The sequence below is a fragment of the Thiomicrorhabdus xiamenensis genome, assembly GCF_013282625.1.
In the GTDB taxonomy this organism is placed as follows: Bacteria; Pseudomonadota; Gammaproteobacteria; order Thiomicrospirales; family Thiomicrospiraceae; genus Thiomicrorhabdus; species Thiomicrorhabdus xiamenensis.
Genome location: NZ_CP054020.1, coordinates 2,034,518 through 2,054,092 on the forward strand (window position 1 = coordinate 2,034,518; position 19,575 = coordinate 2,054,092).

The following is a 19,575-nucleotide window of genomic DNA, read 5'->3' on the forward strand; positions in this document are numbered from 1 at the left end:
TTTATTCCTCTGGAGTCACCTGTTCACCACGAACGATCTTTTGCATGAAATCGAGCTTCAATAACAATTGCTTCATACCCTCAACATCCAAACGCTGGGTATTGTGCGAGTTGTAGTCTTCAAGCTCAGAGACATGCTTGTCACCCACTTCAACATATTTAGAGTAGTTCAAATCACGCAAATCCGGCGGAATACGGAAATAGTCACCCATATCTTCAGCACAAGCCATTTCTTCGCGACTACACAGCACTTCAAACAACTTTTCACCATGACGAGTACCGATAATATCAATTGGATGTTCAGCCAGGCCAATCATTTCACGCAAAGCAATCGCCAAGGTTTCCACTGTCGCCGCAGGGGCTTTTTGCACAAAAATATCACCGTTATTGCCATGTTCAAATGCATACAGAACCAGATCGACTGCATCAGCCAGTGTCATCATAAAGCGGGTCATATTTGGATCAGTAATCGTTAAATTTTTACCCGCTCGCATCTGTTCAATAAACAAAGGAATCACCGAACCACGAGACGCCATCACATTGCCATAGCGCGTACCACAAATAACCGTTTGTTCATCACTCACTTCACGTGACTTGGCAACAAATACCTTCTCCATCATCGCCTTAGAAGTCCCCATCGCATTAATCGGGTACACCGCCTTATCGGTACTCAAACACACCACACGTTTCACACCATTTTGAATGGCCGCTTCCAAAACATTATCCGTGCCGATTACATTCGTTTGCACCGCTTGCATAGGATAAAACTCACACGAAGGCACTTGCTTTAACGCCGCCGCATGAAAAATAAAATCCACACCACGTGTTGCACTTAGCACCGAATTGAAATCACGCACATCGCCAATATAAAACTTCAACTTAGAATTGGCATAACGCTTACGCATATCATCTTGCTTTTTCTCATCACGAGAAAAAATCCGAATCTCTTTCAAATCCGAATCCAAAAACCGCTTTAATACTGCGTTACCGAACGAGCCTGTACCGCCTGTGATCATTAACACCTTATTATTGAACATTTTGTGCCCTTAATATCTTAACTAAACTCTTTAATTCATCAAAAGAATAGACTTTTAAAATACTTTCATCTTTTAACGATGGAAACATAAATTCAAAATACGCTCTATCTTTCATATCCACCAAAATAGCTATTGGAACTGAGTGGTTATAAATCGCCTCAAGTAAAACTGTGGACTTTCTTGCAAGACAGATACTATTTGAGATTGCTTGGTCAAAATCGTCTACTAAGCAAGACTCATCAATAACTGATCTATAATTTTCTAGACTGTCTTTTCCATGCAGCTTAACCAAAAAATCAAAACCTTGCCTTTTCAAAAAATCAATAATTACAAGATTTTTTTCAGGTTCTCTCGACTCAGGAAAAAAAACAAGCTTCTTCGAACTTAATGCTTCTGTATGCCTTGAAAGCATTTTGAAAACTACATTTTCATCAAATAAAAATTTTGTTCTACTCTGAGCGTATAAACTCTCTAAGTGATATTTTGCAGACTCAGAATTACAATAAAAGATATCACCTACTAAGCCACCCGGCATCTTAAACGAATACTCAAGCCCATGAGGAATGCATACTGATTTTATTCCCACCTCATGACAAAGCCGCTTTTCAATTAAAGCAAATCGGTCTTCTTTATTACCTGTATAGAAAACATGTGGCTTAACGTTTTTAAGCAACCTGCTTAAATAAAATCCAAATGTTACCTTATGAGAAAGTCGTTTACGATAATAACTAAGCATACCTACCGCGGAAACAAACCCGAGGTGTCTTCGTACCATTAAAAAAAGCGAAAAAAAATCCTTAATGCTTAACCAGGGTATGACAAAAACCCCGATTAACCGGGAAAGAAAAGATTGAGAGTAAAGACTTAGCTCAACGTCAGCCGAACTAAAGACAAGTGAATCAGCATAAAACAGAACACCTTGATTTTTTAGAAAGGCCATTTTGGAATATGTCGCTGGCGAGCGAATCACCGCTAAGGACTGAGTTGGATTTAACCTTTTCTCATTACGTCTATATTTAAGTAAAACGTAACTGGGTATGACAACCGAATAAAAAACACTGATAAAAAATAAATACACACCATGTAAGGTAAATTTGAAATAATTCCAATAACAAACTGAATTCTCTATCTCGGTATTATTTTGCATTTTCAATTGGCGTGTACGCTCAAGTTGAGGAACGACAAAATAGAGAAAAAATTCGTTCACATAATCATTTCGTTCAACAATCCGGTCAGAATAATTATTAACTTCTTCTAAAAATTCAGCCGTATAAAGTTCATCGGCTTTATTTTGATCTTCTACTAGTTTAGCGTTTGCTTGGTCATCAATCATAAAATAGCTAAATCTTCAATATTACGGTAGCTTTGTATTTTATTTTCATCGACCCAAGCCTGCCAGACCTTCACCTCTGTCCAATCGCTTAAAAAAACGAAATCCAAGCCTGCTTTACTAGCGGCCTTGTAGTCATACTTACTATCCCCTAAAAACAAAGCATTGCCATTGATGTTTTTACTAGATTTTTCTCTCGCTAAAATTTTATCTTTATCATCTGGACTTCCAAAAATCCCGCCATCAAAGAGTTGATATAATCCACGCGCTTTAAACACTTCTCTTAGCTCAGCCTGATCTCCTCCAGAAACAATTAACCAATTTGCATCAGCGGTTTTCTGTTTCAATGAGTCCAATTCAGGAGCCACCTCACACTCCATCAACCCCTGTTTAACAGCATTGGCAAAACGGTTTAACAAATCTTGCAAAATAGAATCAACAATCGAGATCTGCATAATCTCTTTTAAGAAATACTCAAACTTTAAGTAACGCGAAACCCCGCCATTGGCAACATGGTAATCAACTAATGCTTGCGCCGGCTCGTGACCAAAATGTTTAGTGGCTTCATAAAAGGCTTGAGTCTTAATCTTGTTAGAGTTCAAAACAACACCATCACAATCAAACACTAAAGTTTGGTAATCCGTTAATAATTTATTCACCCCCAATGCTCCCTTAACGCCGCCTCAACTCTCTCCACATCCTCTGGCACATCCACTGCTAAACTACCAGGCCTGGTTTCAACCATACGAATAGGCTGCCCCCACTCTAAGAAGCGAATAATCTCAATATCCTCAGATTGTTCTAAAATGCTTTTTCGACCAAATTCACCATAAGCTAAAAGCTCTTGCCGATTAAAAGCATAAATACACACCTGCTTATAATATTGAAGCGGCGCATTCTTCTCTTCTTTAAACCCAGGTAAGGCTTGGCGTGACATATAAACCAAACGCTCATCTTCCGTAAAAATTACTTTTGGAATATTTACACTCTGCGGATCTTCATTTTTCCCAATCACAGAATAACCATTAATCACATCGGTCATGTGTATTTTTTTGGCTTCAATGACCTTTAAAATATCTTCGGGATCAACTAAAGGCTCATCACCCTGTACGTTAATATAAACGTCAGCTTCAATTTTTTTGGCTACTTCAGCAAGGCGATCTGTACCGGTTAAGCATTCTTCAGACGTCATTACCACTTGATATCCCATTTCTAAAACAGCCGATTCAATTTGAATATCATCAGTAGCGATATAAACATTATCTTTTCCAACAGCCCTTGCACTAAGCTCCGCGACCCATTGAATCATCGGTTTACCGAGTAACTTAACCAAAGGCTTACCGGGAAATCGGCTTGATTTATAGCGTGCCGGTATGACGACAATTGTTTTCATAAAACCATCCTAAAAACTGTTAAAACCCATAAATGGACTGAGTTGGAATGTCATAACGTGTTGGCGTTAATGAGCTTAAAGAAACAAAACCAAACGATTTATAAAGTTGCAATAGATGCTCCATTTCTCGGCTACGTGGATCATCCGCAGAATAACCATCAAACCCTACCAAATGAATTTTCTTCGCTCCACCACTATTCGCAATCGCTAAAACATATGAAAAAACTAACGAATTCGGCAAAACACAAGAAAATTCATCAAACACAAACTGATCCTTCTCTACATACAAACCAAAATCAAAAACAGGTTTACCAGAAAGCTCATTCTGTACATCTTCAGGCAACATAGAATAAGGCGTAATCAAAGGCTGAGAGAGTTTTGAATATTGATGACAATCGGCAAGTAAACGCACGGGGTGACAAGCCGCTCTAGCACAAACCAACTCTTGATCAAGGCTCGATTCGGTATTTAACGCAATAACATAGGGCCGATAGCACTTAATATACTTTTCAATTGCCAGCTTATGATCTTTAACACTTGGTCCTGACCCAACTACCAATACATCTCGACCAGCTAAAACCTCTTTAGGCGACCATGAGCCACTTTGTTCACCCGAATAAAAATGGCGTGCTGCCTCAAGAGTATCTAAGCTAAATTTTTTACCACCCTCAACACGCAAATGCTCAATCACCGCAATCATATCTTCATCACTGTACCGTGCATCTTGTAACATTTCCTGTATATAGCTAGGGTGTATACCATATTGTCCAGCAAGATAATAATACGGATTGGTTCCCCAGCCATATTTTGCTTGCAGCGGCTTGAAATATGAGCGAATCACCTCAAACAACTTGGTTGGGTTGCCTGCATTTTCAGGATATTTTTTAATCGCCATGGCTAAAAATTCAGTCTGCGCATTACCCGGCCCACGTCCCATACCAGTAACCGTTGAATCTACCCAGGTTACACCCGCATTAATTGAAGCCAGTGTATTAGCAATCGCTTGATTCATATTATCGTGAGTATGAATACCCAAATGGCCTTTCCACTCCTGTTGAAAAGCTCTAACAATTTCGCACGTTTGCTTTGGATCCAAACTTCCCATCGAATCCGCAAAATACAATACATCTATGGGGTAACCACAGGCCTCTCTTGCCAGATTAGCAATTTCATCTACAGAACGATCAGCCACCTGCATTAGATTAAAACCGACTATGTAGCCTTGTTCTTTCAACCAAGCCGAGATCGGTAAACAAGCCTTAAATTCATGTACATGGCAGGCTATACGCACTAAGGAAATAGGAGAATCTTTTTTAGGGGTAAAAAGACGCTTTAGACGATTCAACTGAGTTTCTGGATCACTTAGCTCAGAACCATTAACCATCACACCAATTTTTGACTTTAAACCATCTGGTATTGGAAGCGTTTTCAAAAAACCATCTTGACTAAACGCATAAGGGCCCTTGAAACCATTGTTTTTTAACGAGCGAAATCCAATCTCGACATAATCAAGACCAAGCGCATCCATGGCTAATAAATAGTCATAGACGAGGTTTTCGTTAAAATTCCAAGCGTTATAGTACCCGCCATCACGAAGTGTACAGTCTAAATGTATCAATTTTTATCTCAGCTTCTTTAGTAAAATTTTTAATGACTTCAAATATTTTACTTTCGAGAAAAAATACAACCTAAAAATACTACCGTAACGTTTCTTTAGGTAAGCATCAATAAACTGCTGATTTTTTAAAACCTCTGCTTCCTTATTCGGTTTAGGCAAAAAACCTTCAAAAACATCTACAAAATCATCCGATGCACCCGAAGAGTGGGCTCCTATTATAGAAAGCCCAACATTCTTAATCATGTTTCTTTCAGGTAAAATTTGTAGTTGATTATTAGCTCTAAAATTGATGTCGTATTGGTAAGCCCATGAATTTACCTGCTTAGATTCAATAAGGCCATACATTCCTTCAACAAGACATCTTTCAGCCCAGTTCAAAGGCTTTAATACTTGTTTTTTTATAATTTGGTTTGAGCTCACATCTAAATCAAGACCAATTACACGATCCGCCCAACTAGCCCAACCCCAACAAAAAAACTTAGATGAAAATAAAAAGCCGTTTTCGGGGTCAAACTCACCAAGTTCATTTCGACCACCAATTGAAGCTACACTCCTATCATATTTATAGAATTCAAGCATTTCTTCGCAAAACTTAAAGAAATTTAAAGAAGGTACAATATCATCTTCTAAAACAACCCCTTTCTCTTCTTGCGAAAAAAACCATTGGACAGCCTCATGAACAGATTTTTTGCATCCTAAATTTTTTTTCTGAAAAAGGGTTTTTACCTCGCAATCCCAATCAATGGCAGATTCAACATAGTTTCGAAGCTCTAAAACCTTCAAATCTTCACCTTTTATCCATTCTCGCGGTCCATCAGAAGCCAAATATATAACGTCAGGAGCATATTCCCTAACCGACGCTAATACTTCGGACAACGAATCCAACCTATTAAAAAAAACAATCAAAACAGGGAGCTTATTATTCATAATAATTCAGTTATTAAATGCCCTTGAAGAAGAAGCATAAAGAGACAATAAAATAAAAACATCCTTCAATTGAGCCAGATTAAAACTAAACATTTTTATAAGCAAAACTGAGAAAATTGATGACAAAAAAATCCTTAAATAAATATTTTTTTGAGTACAAATACGAAATAAAACAAGCAAAACCAGAAGAATAAAAAAAGAAAGACCAAGCACACCAAATGATACAAAAAGTTCTAGCATTAAATTATGAGGATAAGACCCTTCTGTATAATTTTGATAAGCATAAGTCCCCCACCCAACAAAAGGTTTAACTGAAACCATATCAATAGCTATTGCATATAGTTCAACTCTTTCAAGAACCGAACCTGATTCCAATGGGTTTGAATACCTTTCATTAAGAGCACTTACATCCAGTAAAAATAAAATAAAAGAAACCAACACAGTAATAAGCATACCAACTAAAAACATTCGTTTTGAAGACGTAATTAACAATATCAAAAAGAACGTTAATGCCGCCAGCATAGAAGCCCTGCTCCCGGTCAAATACAAAAGAGTGAGTAACAAAATAATTGAGAGAAACAGTATAGTAAACTTAATAAAACTGGTATCCACCATACCAAGAGTCATAAATACAATTAAAATAAAAAAAATTGATGCTAAGCCTACTGGATTTATCAACTCTCCTCCCAATCGAGCTCTTATCAAAAGTTCTTCAATCCCAACTACAAACAAAGAGTGAAATATACCTATAACCAAAACCAACAATGATGCGTATGACAACATTTTGAAAAAGAATACTTTATCAAAAACATTATTCATTGCAGCTCTTATCAAAAAATAAGGAACAACCGAATAAACAGTAAGCTGGACTAGAAAAAAAATTGAATCCTTATTAACATCTGTTAAAAGCAACCAAAACCAAGAAACCACAAAAATAAAATAAGGAAACAAGTCCTCATACATGAAACTTAATCTAAAATTCCTAACTTCAAAAACAAATACAAGAGAAAAAATTGTAAAGAAAATAAAAAAAACAAAAGTAATGAAAAATGACATTGAGTAGAAATTACCTATTTTTAAAAAATAGGAACTAGCAAAAGAAACCAAAGATAGCGCTAAAAAAAAAGACATCCCCTTTAAAGTTTTCATAGAATTTTAATGCCTTCCAATATCTCTAACCAAGTAAACTGGATTGACCCAGTAGACCCAAACAGACATCCAAAAAACTTGAGCAAGAACCACCAGATAAAGAGTCTGTTCTCCTTCATGAGAAAGTTCAAAAACAATAATTTGAGAACCCAAAATCATTATTGTAGAAAAAACGTAATTCCAATGAAAAAGAACTTTATTTTTTATTTCATAAACCTGAGAACTGGTAACTCTTAGTAGCTCAAGAAATGCAAACACAACTAACAATAAAAACAACCCTGAATCCTTAACGAAATAATCTTCCTTACTATAAGAGACAAATTGCAACACAATCTCTCCTAAATAATAAAAAGAAAACACACCAAACAAAAACAACATAAAAGTCACTATGAAGTATCTCTTAACTTCATACGCATTAAAAGACTCTGTTTCAATATATTTCTTATATAAATCGGGCAACCCTACTGACAAAGGAACTTGAGAAAATGACACAACCACCATCAAAACTCTTAACGTCAAAACAAATTGGGCAAAATCATTGATAGCATAATTTACAAACAATAAACTTGAAGAATAACTTGAGAAAAACAAAGAAACCTTAATTACAAAGTTCTTATAAACATTTTTCAAAACATCCTTAACAGGCTCAATATAAAAATCAAAAGACAAGCATTTTCTCGAAAAAAAATAATAAACTAAGAATTCTATAAAAGAAAACAACAAATAATTGAAAACTAAATAAACTACAGCAAAAGCATAATAAACCAGAAAAACAGAAACAACCAATCTAGAGCCATTAACTAAAAACTGTACACGCCTTTGAAAAACAATCATTCCTCTAGACAAAAGTGAAGATTTAAAAACGGATGAAAAAACCAGTACCGATGAAACAAGAGAATAGACGATAATCTCATAGTAGTACTTGTCAAAAAAAACACTTCCAAAAATGAAAGAAAAAAACAAAACAGTAATAAAAGTGACTACTGAAACCACTGCATAAACAATGACCAAACTTGCAAATACTGAGTTATATGAATAACATTCGTGGTTTAATTGACCTTCAACATCAACATACTTACCACTTTTATCAATATAACTTAAGAATCTTGTAACAACAGAGATCAAACTGGTTTCAAAAACGACTCCAACCAATGCAATTAAAGTCACAAACAACCATAATTCATACACCTCTTCACCATAACCAGACCTTATCAAAGGTAGCAAAACTACCAGACTCACCAAACCCAAAAATTGGATTAACCAAGAATAAAGACTAGCCATTAAAAAAGCCCATTAGCTTCCTATACCCTGCCCTTAACACAGAATTGCCAAGTAAACAATAATAAACATGCTCTATATCAAGAAGTGGACATTGACTAAAACAAGCACATCTAAAAGATTTAGAAGTATACATATCCTTTAAACCAAAATATGAAATCTTATACTTAGTACTCACCAAGCCCAATTTCAAAAAACTTCCGATATAAAAATACTTACATATTAAAACCTTATGGAGATCAATAAGATCAACATCATTATTTAATACCTTTTCCATCAAATTCAGGTTTTCTACACCATCTAAAAAATTTATTACTATCCATTGCTCAGCATTCAATACTGCATGTTTTTTATTAACATTATTAATCACTAATAGGCTCGAAGGGTAGAGATCAATATCAAACACTTTTTTTAGAAGTTCCGTTTCGCCAACATAAACCCAGTCACAAACCGCAAAATACCGCTCTCTTCTCAATGGGTCAACAGAAGTCAAGTTAACTACTAATAGTTTAGAGAGCACTTGATCAATAAAACAATCAATCAATTTGCTATTGTTAAAAACTACATCACTCCTTACTTTTACACTATATTTTCTAGTTGAACTATTAAGTCCTTTTCGACTGCTAATTATTTGCCTATTGACATTTAAAATCCCTGAATCTGTTTTTATGCCTCCAGGATCATTTGAAAAAACCACTTTATCAGACACCTCAGCCAGCTCTGAATCTAGTGCTTCAGCTTGAACCCAAGTAGATAATATCAATTCCGATCCAGGAAAATTTTTTCTTATGCTTTTTAATACCTCTAAGGTTACATAACTAGAACGGTACTTTCTCGTATCGATAGCACCTTGAATGATAAATGCAAAGTCAGAGTATTTGTTTATATTCTTCATATTCATCTGGAACACCGCAAAAAATCACATTTTCACCACCAATAACGCTATAACGTATATCTTTACCCTCTGAAATCAAATCGTTATACATTGGAGCAATATAGTATTCACCAGCCTGAACCTCATCTAAATTCTTTTTTTTAAAATTTTTGAAAATTCGACAGAAGTCAGAGCAATAACGCCAATAATACAAACCTGTGCAGCAATATTGTGAAATCTCCTGTTTTTCGGCTGTCATTTCAACTGTTTGTAATGACTCATCAGCTGGCAAAACATTACTCCAGTTTGCTCCTGAACCGATAAAAGTTTCCAGATAACCATCTACAGATTTAATATCAAACTCCGTTGGCCATGAAAAATCAGGACGAAAAGTATCGATATTAAAAATAAGCAAATCCTCATCACCTTTCAATCGAGCCTGAGTCACCCCCAAAAAAACAGTTTCTGCCTGTCCTCTTGTCGGCTCTGATAATATGACGATGTGGTAATCATTGATACCTAAACAAGCACATTCACGCTCGATAAACTCTCTCGTTTCAAAGACATCTAAAGCAATAAATAAAAATTTTTCAGAGTCAAAATACTTCTCAAAACTACCAACAGAATGAGCAAAAAGAGTTTTCCCCTTTGCTTCAAGCATATATTTAGGCAGTTGGTATCCTGCTTTTTTAAAACGACTGGATAAACCAGCCATAGGTATCACAATCATCAGCTCAACTCACGCAACAATTTAAACAAACGTAATGCATTGGCAATAAATGCCTGTTGCCTTTCAGGCCGATCGGCATGTAATGGCAGCATTGATAAAAAAAGATGCACAGTAATCCCTAAGATCTCTTTTTCATCATACCCTTGCGGCTTCAAAACCATTTCTCTAAAACTGTCAATCATCTCCAAATGTAGTTTTTGATTCTTAGAAAAAGATATCTCGAAATCCATATTTTTATTTTTTTGCAGCGAAAAATGTCCTGCAATTATCAGATCATAAAGCCCTACAACAGAATGATAAAGTTTGGCCAGATCATAACGCCGATCTCCATACAAGCTAAGTTTTCCACTAGGTGTAATGCCACGAGGGTCTATACATTTAACAGCTTCGACCCTGCTATCGAACAAAATATTGCTAAAACACAAGTCACCATGCACAATTGCAACATCCCGTTCCGTAGCAGGTTGAATATAATTAGAGGAAAGTTTCGCCACCTCGACTAAGCTATACGCATCTTCTCCAACAAAACATACAGGAGCCTGAATATCAAAAGCACTTTGCCGAGCATACTCTTCTAGCCGATCTATAGTTTTAGGCAAATACAGACTGTTAATCTCGTCCAATGTTGTTTGTTCGACTTCTTCAGGTCTGAATCGACTAAAATCTGAAAGCATTGATGAAAGACAGTTAAATATGGTTTGCCAACACCCTTTAGCAATACGACTAAAAACAAACAAGTCACTTAGTGGCAATTGATACAAATACTCTAATTGATAATTAGCATTACGGTAACCTTTCCCTCCCATATCCAAACCCAGCAATGCTGGTGTATATAATCTCAATGGCAAAGGCAGATTAGCGAACCAACTTCCTTCAGCATAAATTTTCTTGGATCTTTTTTTAGAGGTTTTAGATACAGAACGTAATCCAATATTTAAGTCATTGAACGCCCTCTGGGTCGTCATTCGAGTACGAGAATGATAAAAACTATTGATATGACCAAAGTCGAGCCAATCTCCATTAGTGATTAGTTCTACAGGATACTCCTGATGATAAGAGACAATTGCTTGAACAAAATCACTTCTTGACTCGACCAACGACTTCATAAAAAACAGGGGATTCTCAAAACGAAAAAAACCAGACACAACCTGATCACAGTCATTTGACCATTCATCATGAACGAGCTCTAACGAACGTACTTCTTGCCCTAAAGTTGCTCGCTTATAAAAACCTCGGTTTGGATGAACAGAAATAGCATCACCACCATTAAAAACACCATTTATAAAAAGCGTATCCCCATGCAAAATGGTCAATTCGTTATGATGTTTAGCGGTTGCATTCCAGCAGTAGAGGAGAGAATCACTCAGTGACAAACCATCAGGCACCTCTAATACTTGAACCCCAAGAGCCGCTAGACGCCCCTGGTCATACACATCTATTTCGTAGGAACTCGGTACAGAAAGGTATAGATCCTCCGCACTCTCATTCCACTCCTTTAAGAGCTGCACCTGATATTCATACAATCGCTGATTACCTATTGGCAAAAAACTAGGGGGCAGCAATCCGACTTCGGAAGCAAACTCTCCTTGAAGATAGGCTCCAGAAGCAATTAAAATCACTTATTACCACCATCTTTAAAGGGATTCTCTTTAGCTAGAAGCTCCTTAATTTCATCATATGAGAGTGACGCAAACTCTGACGGGCGAATAGACTTATCATCCACATAAAACCCGTCAAACCCGCACCATGGCTTTCCAACATGGATCTCATCATATGGAACCTTATGCTTTTCTAACCATTCAATAATGCCAGGCAACGTATGTACATTGATTTTTCCAACATTCCCATCAAATGTACGCATATTTCTACTCGTAGACACAACTATCTCAAACCCTAATTTCTTATATTTTCGACATGCTTCAAAAACATCTTGATTAAGTGGTTTTTCGGGATACCCAGTTTGTTCATCAATGGTTAATGTGCCATCAAGGTCAATTACAATTCGTTTCACTGAAAAACTACCCTTTTACACTTGGTCACACATAAAAAATCCATATATCTACAACCCCTACTAGCACCTAAAAGACACTAAAAATATTCCCTATCTTAAGCTGATTACTCACTAAACAAGATACTTAGTTCAATGAGACAAATTTAAACAAAACATCTTTAGAAAGCCAAAAAATAATTACTCCACTAAGGCTTTTCCAATATAAAGTTAAATATATCTGCTAAAAAAAGCCTAAACCTCTATATTAATAATTAATCACATAAATATTTTTATTTTCAAATCAAAGACACCCATTTTTAAACAAAAAAACAAATTACTACTAATTTGTTTTCTTCAATTCAAAACCTAACTGTATCGATGAACTTATAGACATCAGCAATCCAGCTCTTGTTATTGAAGTACATAACAAAAAGAACGGCCCCCAATCCCCTCATATTTTTTGAACATTTTATTTCTAAATTTTATTTGTAATATTGTCTGTACCATTCAACAAATTTACCTATCCCCTCTTCTATCGAGGTACTTGGTTTGAAACCGGTATCTGCGATCAGATCGTCAACATCGGCATAGGTGATCGGCACATCCCCGGCTTGCATAGGCAATAGATTCTCTTTAGCCTTTTTGCCACAGGCATCTTCGATGGAGGTAATAAAACGGCGAAGCGTAACCGGTTGGTGATTTCCGATGTTATAAACCTTGTAGGGCGCTTTGGCATTGGTAATTTCGGAAACTTGCGGCTCGGGAATGCGGTCCATGACTCGGATCACGCCTTCAACAATATCGTCGATATAGGTAAAGTCGCGCTGCATTTCACCGTTGTTATAAACGTCTATTGCCTTACCTTCAAGAATCGCTTTGGTGAATTTAAAATACGCCATATCCGGACGTCCGAAAGGTCCGTAAACGGTAAAGAAACGCAAACCGGTGGTCGGAATGCCGTACAGGTGGCTATAGGTGTGGGCCATCAATTCATTGGATTTCTTAGTCGCGGCATACAGACTGATTGGGAAGTCGACACGGTCATCGGTACTGAACGGCTGTTTGGTATTCATGCCATATACTGAACTGGAACTGGCGTAAACCAAGTGTTTCACTTTGGAATGACGACAACCTTCAAGAATATTCACGAAACCGACCAGGTTGGAATCCACGTAAGCATGCGGATTATCAATCGAATAGCGCACACCGGCCTGAGCGCCCAGATTCACGACCACGTCAAACTGCTGTTCGGCAAACAAGGTTTCAATCCCTCTGCGATCCGCCAGATCCAACTCAATAAAGCGGTAATTGGCCGCATGTGAATGTTCCGCTAATTCAGCCAACCGATCATGCTTTAGTTGCGGATCATAGTAGTCATTCAGGTTATCGATACCGACAACTTGATCACCACGGTTGAGCAACTGCTGTGTCAGGAAAAAACCGATAAAGCCGGCTCCGCCGGTCACTAATACCTTCGCCATCTTTTAGTCCTTCCCAAACAGGTCGCGAGTGTAAACCTTATCAGCAACATCTTGCACTTCATCGACCAAACGGTTGGCGACAATTACATCGCTCATCGCTTTGAAAGCATCCAGATCGGTGACGACTTTTGAATGAAAGAACTCTGTTTCACCCTGTTCGATCAGAACCGGTTCATAGATAACCACTTCAATCCCTTTAGCCTTAATGCGCTTCATAATGCCCTGGATCGCTGACGCGCGGAAATTATCCGACCCCTGCTTCATAATCAGACGATAAATACCGACAACCTTCGGATTGCGCTTAATAATTTGATCGGCAATAAAGTCCTTACGCGTCGTATTGGCATCAACAATCGCTGCGATCAGGTTCTGCGGAACATCGCTGTAATTCGCTAGAAGCTGCTTAGTGTCTTTAGGCAGACAATATCCACCGTAACCGAAAGATGGGTTGTTATAGTGGTCGCCAATACGTGGATCCAGGCCCACCCCTTCAATGACCTGCTTGGTGCTCAGGCCATGCGTCTCGCAATAGGTATCCAACTCGTTAAAATAAGACACACGCATCGCCAGATAGGTATTCGAGAACAGCTTGACCGCCTCTGCCTCGGTCGCATCGGTAAAGAGAACCGGAATTTCACTCGCCGGTTTCGCCGCACCTTCCACTAGAAGATCAGCAAAAGCCTGGGCGCGATCGGATTTTTCGCCGACAATAATACGTGACGGGTAGAGATTATCGTACAGCGCCTTCCCTTCTCTCAGGAATTCAGGCGAAAACAGAATATTATCGCAATTAAATTTGGCTTTAACGGAATCGGTATAACCAACCGGAATAGTCGATTTAATCACCATTACCGCTTCGGGGTTAATCGCCAGCACATCGGCAATCACCGCTTCGACTGATTTGGTGTTAAACGTATTGGTTTCGGTATCGTAATCGGTCGGCGTGGCAATCACGACGAATTCCGCTTCTGTATAAGCCAACTCTTTATCCAGAGTTGCCGTAAAATTCAGCGGTTTATTGGCCAGAAAATCAGAAATCTCATCATCGACAATCGGCGACTGTTTTTTATTTAACAGATCGATTTTTTCCGGCACGATGTCCAAAGCCATTACTTCATGATGCTGAGCAAGCAACACCGCCAAAGACAAACCGACATACCCGGTTCCCGCAACTGCAATCTTCATAAACACTCTTTAGCTAAATTAATCCAAATCTAAATACAATCTTGTCATTTTAAAGACATTAAATGACAAAGGCGTGACGATCCGAAACAGGATTTACTGACAACCGTTTCTTCACACCTGAGAAAAGTTTCAAAATTAGAGACGAATATTAGCCAAGGCGCAACAGCATTGCAAATAACAACGCAGAAATTATCAAAGATAACAGTACTTATTTAGAGGAGTTTATGCAAAAAATTACTTAAGGAAAAGTAATTGGTACGACCGAGTGGATTCGAACCACCGACCCCCACCATGTCAAGGTGGTGCTCTAACCAGCTGAGCTACGGTCGTATATATAGAATTGTATGGTACCAGAGGTCGGACTCGAACCGACACGGTGTTGCCACCAAGGGATTTTGAATCCCTCATGTCTACCAATTTCATCACTCTGGCACGAATTGTGGCGCGTATTTTAATCAGCCCTCCCCATACTGTCAAGCGATTAAGTGAACTTTTGACTATTTTAGTTAACCAGTCGTTCACATGACGAATATACAAAACAAAGCACCACAACCTGCTCACTCGCTTAAGCGCTTGAAAACAAAGGGGCAATCGGCGAAAATAGCGCCCCTTTCCGAACAGCCGGCACCGAGAAACTATCCCGTGAAACGACAAGACTTTTATTTCGATCTTCCCGAAGCGTTGATTGCCCAGCAACCTGCCAAAGAGCGACGTGACAGCCGACTGCTGGTTTTACAGGGTGACGGCACAGTAAAAGACGCCCGCTTTCCGGACATTCTCGATTTCATCGAAGCGAACGATCTGCTGGTCTTTAATAACACTCGTGTCATTCCGGCCCGGCTGTTCGGCCAGAAGGCAACCGGGGGCAAAATCGAACTGCTGATCGAGCGGATTATCAACGACACAACCGTATTGACGCATATCCGCTCAAGCCGCTCACCGAAACCCGGCACGGTATTAAATATTGAAAATGCCTTTGAGGTGGAAGTCATTGGTCGCGAAGAGGCGCTGTTTGTCGTTAAGGTCATTAATAACAACCACACCGCACTGGAGCTGATTGAAAGCCACGGTCATATGCCGCTACCGCCTTATATCGAGCGCCAACAGGAAGGACAGGAAGATTCCGCTGCTGACAAGGAACGCTATCAGACGGTTTATTCGGAAAAACCCGGTGCCGTTGCCGCCCCGACTGCCGGCCTGCACTTCGACAACGACATCATGCAGGCGATCAAAAACAAGGGCGCCGACATCGGATTCGTCACACTGCATGTCGGTGCTGGCACCTTTAAACCGGTTCAAGTCGACGATATCTCCGAACACGTCATGCACTCGGAATATTTGGAAGTGGACGCACCTTTAATCGAGCAGATCGAACAGTGCCGGGCTAGAGGCGGCCGAGTCATCGCCGTCGGAACCACTTCGGTTCGCAGCCTGGAAAGTGCCGCCAAATTCAGTGCTGGAAAACTGCAGCCTTACCGCGGGGAAACCGATATCTTTATTACCCCTGGCTATCAATTTCAGGTAGTGGACGTTCTGCTGACCAACTTTCACCTGCCGGAATCGACTCTGATTATGCTGGTCTCGGCGCTGGCAGGATATGAGCAGACTATGAACGCCTACCGCCACGCAGTCGAACAGCAATACCGTTTTTTCAGTTATGGAGATGCCATGTTGGTATTTCCACCAAAATAACGCTTCACAAAACGACTAGTGGACTGCAAATACCTTTTTCTGTGCTTCCGATACTCATGTACTTCAATGTACACTCCGTTCCGGTTCTCGAAAAAGACATTTTCGCCACACAATTCAGTTTGTGACAGCGTTATTTCCGAATTATTAAAGAGTTAGAATAATGGAATTTGAACTAGATAATACCGATGGTCGCGCTCGTCGCGGACGTTTGAAATTTAAGCGCGGGATCGTGGAAACCCCGGCCTTTATGCCGGTCGGAACCTACGGTTCGGTTAAAGGCATGACCCCGGAAGAAGTTGCCGAAACCGGAGCGCAGATCATCCTCGGGAATACCTTCCATCTGGCCTTGCGTCCGGGCACCGATATTATCGAACTGCACGGCGATCTGCACGGTTTTACACACTGGGAAGGCCCTATTCTGACCGACTCCGGCGGATTCCAGGTTTTCAGCCTCGGCCAGATGCGTAAAATCAAAGAAGAAGGCGTTACCTTCCAAAGCCCGGTAAACGGCGAAAAAATCTTTATGGGTCCGGAAGAGTCCATGGAAGTTCAGCGCAAGCTCGGCTCCGACATCGTCATGATCTTCGACGAATGCACCCCTTACCCAGCCAGCCACCAAGTGGCTCGCGAATCAATGGAGATGTCTCTACGCTGGGCCAAACGTTCCAAGGACGCGCACGGCGACAATCCGTCTGCACTTTTCGGAATTGTTCAGGGCGGGATGTATGAAGATCTGCGTAAAGTCTCAATTGACGGCCTCAAGGAGATCGGCTTCGACGGTTACGCAATCGGCGGCTTGTCGGTCGGCGAACCGAAAGAAGAGATGATGGCGACGCTGGACTATACCGAACCGCATATGCCGCAAGACAAACCGCGCTATCTGATGGGCGTCGGCAAACCGGAAGACATTGTTGAGGCGGTGCGTCGAGGGATCGACATGTTCGACTGTGTAATGCCGACCCGCAATGCACGTAACGGCTTCCTCTTCACCCGTGAAGGCGTAGTCAAAATCCGCAATGCCAAACACAAAACCAGCCTTGAACCGCTGGATAAAGAGTGTAACTGCTACACCTGCCGCAACTACAGCCGTGCCTATCTGCACCACTTGGATAAGTGTCGTGAAATTCAGGGCGCACGCTTGAATACCATTCACAATCTGACCTATTATCAGGATCTGATGAAAGGCTTGCGCGAAGCGATTGCGGAAAACCGACTGGACGATTTTGTTCAGGAATTTTACGACGGTATCGGCCAGCCGGTTCCGCCTCTTCAGCCGCTGGAAGCCGGCGAATAAAGACTCGCTCTATGGAGGATCAGGCCCTCAGTGGCCTGGGCCCTCCAAATTAACGCTCAGCAAATCGCAGAGCAGCAATAAGCCTCGATAAAAACAGCGCCGCGCTCATCCCGGTCAAAGCCGCCAGCATCCACAACCAGCCGTGCAGACTCCCGGATACGATCGCACTGAAAAACCCGCCGACATTACATCCGTAAGCGGTTACCGCACCATACCCCATTAAGGTTCCCATAGCGGAATCCTTAACCCCTCTTCCTAACTTGGCAAAAGGCCGATTAACCTCTTCAATCAGCAGCTTATCGTCTTTCGCCTGATCTTTATGCAAACCGCCTTGCAGCGCAAACGCCAGACTGACTCCGATCAACATCCCGACGCTGGTCAGAACAATCCCGTCATCCAGCAAGCTTTTCGAGAGCGCAGTTTCGTTCTGCGCACTGAATGCCCAGAACTCCCATTCAACCGGTAAAGAGAGCGTTTGAATCCCCAGAACACCGAGTTTCGGAAAAATCCAACTGACCGCCCACGGCGAGTGACTGCTCAATAAAATCAGAAAATTCAGTACCGCCAGCAACAGCACTGCCAGCATAAGCGGTGATGCACGGAAAAACAGTGGATCGACAACACCAAACCGCTTTTGCTCGCGATACAGCAACAGCTTATAGAGTGCCAAAATAACAATGAGATGCAACGCCAGCCCCAAATACCAGGGCAAATCTACAGCTGCGGAAAAACTGCCCCAAACCGGCATATCGAGCCAGAAATCCGCCTGAGACGCTGCGAACGTACCGCCCACAACCATCCATAAAAACACCAGATAAAAGCGCCCGTTCAGGGACCCCATATGACGTAAGGTACCAGAGGAACAACTTCCGACTAGAGCCATCCCGAGACCAAACAGAAAGGCCCCGACCAGTACATTCATACCCAAAGGACGAATCGCCCCGGAAACCTCGACGCCTTGTGCCGGCAGCAACGCCAGAGCCGGAAAGAAAAGCACCCCGCCAAACGCCAAAAGCAACAGATGTGAACGCATGCCGAGAGTTCGACTTTCCACCAAACCCTGACGCCAAAAATTGGCGAAGCCGAAGCTGAAAAATTGAAAAACGACGCCCAACAGAATCCCCAGCGCCAACATTTGCGGCTGAGCTGCATTCAACATCAACCCAACCAGTGCCAATAACACTGCGCTGACAAAAACGATCTGTCTGTTAACTGTAACTTGCACGCGCCCCTCACTCCACAAAGATTGCTCCACTTTCGCTTTGCAGAATAACCCTGCAAAACACAGGATTATTTTATCTGATTAGTTTTTTAAATAACTGGTGATAAACCAAATTTGTGATTGAAATTTTAGATGACGGGATAACCTGATTCAGGGCAGTTTTAGGACAAACCATCCGCGCACAATTAAACGCTCTCCATCTCAAAGAAGCTCCAGTTAGCATCAAGCTAAACTTTGAACGCTTATCTGCTCTGCATTTCATACAAGAGATTTTGACAAATTGGACTCAGCCAAACGAATTCAGTAAAAAATTCAGATTTTGAGGATTTTTTAATAAAGCTGTGCCAAAATACAGCGGTTTATCTTTTAAAAGACA

At 40.4% G+C, this 19,575-nt stretch carries 17 protein-coding genes and 2 tRNA genes; 2 read left to right on the forward strand and 17 right to left on the reverse strand.

Annotated features, from left to right (window positions below; genetic code table 11):
• Position 1: 1 nt before the first annotated feature.
• From HQN79_RS09390 to HQN79_RS09465, 16 genes are all read right to left on the reverse strand, one after another.
• Positions 2–1,036 carry a polysaccharide biosynthesis protein gene (locus HQN79_RS09390; protein WP_173285886.1) on the reverse strand — a complete coding sequence of 345 codons (1,035 nt, stop codon included), beginning with the start codon at positions 1,034–1,036 and terminating at the stop codon, positions 2–4.
• The gene (locus tag HQN79_RS09395) at positions 1,026–2,369 is read right to left on the reverse strand and encodes a hypothetical protein (protein WP_173285888.1); all 1,344 of its coding nucleotides are present in this window, start codon (positions 2,367–2,369) and stop codon (positions 1,026–1,028) included. The genes HQN79_RS09390 and HQN79_RS09395 overlap by 11 nt, the downstream gene beginning before the upstream one ends.
• Positions 2,366–3,025 carry an HAD family hydrolase gene (locus HQN79_RS09400; RefSeq protein ID WP_173285891.1) on the reverse strand — a complete coding sequence of 220 codons (660 nt, stop codon included), beginning with the start codon at positions 3,023–3,025 and terminating at the stop codon, positions 2,366–2,368. Before HQN79_RS09400 ends, HQN79_RS09395 begins: the two co-directional genes overlap by 4 nt.
• Complete coding sequence (locus HQN79_RS09405; RefSeq protein ID WP_173285893.1) at positions 3,022–3,759, reverse strand: 3-deoxy-manno-octulosonate cytidylyltransferase; 738 nt, start codon at positions 3,757–3,759, stop codon at positions 3,022–3,024. The genes HQN79_RS09400 and HQN79_RS09405 overlap by 4 nt, the downstream gene beginning before the upstream one ends.
• Positions 3,760–3,778: 19 nt before the next feature.
• Positions 3,779–5,287: an aldolase catalytic domain-containing protein gene (locus tag HQN79_RS09410; RefSeq protein WP_173285895.1), complete on the reverse strand. Its 1,509-nt coding sequence runs from the start codon at positions 5,285–5,287 to the stop codon at positions 3,779–3,781.
• A gap of 93 nt (positions 5,288–5,380) precedes the next feature.
• Positions 5,381–6,253, reverse strand: coding sequence for a hypothetical protein (locus HQN79_RS09415; protein ID WP_173285897.1), 873 nt, complete (start codon positions 6,251–6,253; stop codon positions 5,381–5,383).
• A 57-nt stretch (positions 6,254–6,310) separates the two neighbouring features.
• Positions 6,311–7,453: an O-antigen ligase family protein gene (locus tag HQN79_RS09420; RefSeq protein WP_173285899.1), complete on the reverse strand. Its 1,143-nt coding sequence runs from the start codon at positions 7,451–7,453 to the stop codon at positions 6,311–6,313.
• A gap of 6 nt (positions 7,454–7,459) precedes the next feature.
• Positions 7,460–8,734, reverse strand: coding sequence for a hypothetical protein (locus HQN79_RS09425; protein ID WP_173285901.1), 1,275 nt, complete (start codon positions 8,732–8,734; stop codon positions 7,460–7,462).
• Positions 8,727–9,632 carry a WavE lipopolysaccharide synthesis family protein gene (locus HQN79_RS09430; RefSeq protein ID WP_173285904.1) on the reverse strand — a complete coding sequence of 302 codons (906 nt, stop codon included), beginning with the start codon at positions 9,630–9,632 and terminating at the stop codon, positions 8,727–8,729. The genes HQN79_RS09425 and HQN79_RS09430 overlap by 8 nt, the downstream gene beginning before the upstream one ends.
• Positions 9,601–10,320 (reverse strand): glycosyltransferase family protein, encoded by a 720-nt coding sequence (locus HQN79_RS09435; protein ID WP_202984492.1) that lies wholly within the window; start codon positions 10,318–10,320, stop codon positions 9,601–9,603. Before HQN79_RS09435 ends, HQN79_RS09430 begins: the two co-directional genes overlap by 32 nt.
• 14 nt (positions 10,321–10,334) lie before the next feature.
• On the reverse strand, positions 10,335–11,954 hold the full coding sequence (locus HQN79_RS09440) for a hypothetical protein (RefSeq protein ID WP_173285908.1): 1,620 nt from the start codon (positions 11,952–11,954) through the stop codon (positions 10,335–10,337).
• Complete coding sequence (locus HQN79_RS09445) at positions 11,951–12,346, reverse strand: HAD hydrolase family protein (RefSeq protein WP_173285910.1); 396 nt, start codon at positions 12,344–12,346, stop codon at positions 11,951–11,953. Before HQN79_RS09445 ends, HQN79_RS09440 begins: the two co-directional genes overlap by 4 nt.
• 461 nt (positions 12,347–12,807) lie before the next feature.
• Positions 12,808–13,806 (reverse strand): NAD-dependent epimerase, encoded by a 999-nt coding sequence (locus HQN79_RS09450; RefSeq protein WP_173285912.1) that lies wholly within the window; start codon positions 13,804–13,806, stop codon positions 12,808–12,810.
• 3 nt (positions 13,807–13,809) lie between these two features.
• A complete protein-coding gene (locus HQN79_RS09455) occupies positions 13,810–14,991 on the reverse strand; it encodes a nucleotide sugar dehydrogenase (protein WP_173285914.1) in 1,182 nt (393 codons plus the stop codon).
• 253 nt (positions 14,992–15,244) lie between these two features.
• Positions 15,245–15,321: transfer RNA gene (locus tag HQN79_RS09460), tRNA-Val, on the reverse strand.
• Positions 15,322–15,336: 15 nt separating this feature from the next.
• Positions 15,337–15,423, reverse strand: a tRNA-Leu gene (locus HQN79_RS09465).
• 210 nt (positions 15,424–15,633) lie between these two features.
• On the opposite strand from HQN79_RS09465, the gene queA reads away from it, so the two are divergent.
• Both queA and tgt read left to right on the forward strand, forming a co-directional pair.
• Complete coding sequence (gene queA / locus HQN79_RS09470; protein WP_173285916.1) at positions 15,634–16,683, forward strand: tRNA preQ1(34) S-adenosylmethionine ribosyltransferase-isomerase QueA; 1,050 nt, start codon at positions 15,634–15,636, stop codon at positions 16,681–16,683.
• A gap of 160 nt (positions 16,684–16,843) precedes the next feature.
• Positions 16,844–17,977 carry a tRNA guanosine(34) transglycosylase Tgt gene (tgt, locus tag HQN79_RS09475; RefSeq protein ID WP_173285918.1) on the forward strand — a complete coding sequence of 378 codons (1,134 nt, stop codon included), beginning with the start codon at positions 16,844–16,846 and terminating at the stop codon, positions 17,975–17,977.
• Between the two features lie 49 nt (positions 17,978–18,026).
• On the opposite strand, the gene HQN79_RS09480 is transcribed toward tgt, so the two are convergent.
• On the reverse strand, positions 18,027–19,202 hold the full coding sequence (locus tag HQN79_RS09480) for a YeeE/YedE thiosulfate transporter family protein (RefSeq protein WP_173285920.1): 1,176 nt from the start codon (positions 19,200–19,202) through the stop codon (positions 18,027–18,029).
• Positions 19,203–19,575 lie beyond the last annotated feature (373 nt).

Excerpts from the sequence above, each read along its gene's own strand:
- HQN79_RS09390 (WP_173285886.1), bottom strand. The coding sequence starts at position 1,036 with ATGTTCAATAATAAGGTGTTAATGATCACAGGCGGTACAGGCTCGTTC.
- HQN79_RS09395 (WP_173285888.1), bottom strand. The coding sequence starts at position 2,369 with ATGATTGATGACCAAGCAAACGCTAAACTAGTAGAAGATCAAAATAAA.
- HQN79_RS09405 (WP_173285893.1), bottom strand. The coding sequence starts at position 3,759 with ATGAAAACAATTGTCGTCATACCGGCACGCTATAAATCAAGCCGATTT.
- HQN79_RS09410 (WP_173285895.1), bottom strand. The coding sequence starts at position 5,287 with ATGGATGCGCTTGGTCTTGATTATGTCGAGATTGGATTTCGCTCGTTA.
- HQN79_RS09420 (WP_173285899.1), bottom strand. The coding sequence starts at position 7,453 with ATGAAAACTTTAAAGGGGATGTCTTTTTTTTTAGCGCTATCTTTGGTT.
- HQN79_RS09425 (WP_173285901.1), bottom strand. The coding sequence starts at position 8,734 with ATGGCTAGTCTTTATTCTTGGTTAATCCAATTTTTGGGTTTGGTGAGT.
- HQN79_RS09430 (WP_173285904.1), bottom strand. The coding sequence starts at position 9,632 with ATGAATATGAAGAATATAAACAAATACTCTGACTTTGCATTTATCATT.
- HQN79_RS09435 (WP_202984492.1), bottom strand. The coding sequence starts at position 10,320 with ATGGCTGGTTTATCCAGTCGTTTTAAAAAAGCAGGATACCAACTGCCT.
- HQN79_RS09450 (WP_173285912.1), bottom strand. The coding sequence starts at position 13,806 with ATGGCGAAGGTATTAGTGACCGGCGGAGCCGGCTTTATCGGTTTTTTC.
- HQN79_RS09455 (WP_173285914.1), bottom strand. The coding sequence starts at position 14,991 with ATGAAGATTGCAGTTGCGGGAACCGGGTATGTCGGTTTGTCTTTGGCG.
- tgt (WP_173285918.1), top strand. The coding sequence starts at position 16,844 with ATGGAATTTGAACTAGATAATACCGATGGTCGCGCTCGTCGCGGACGT.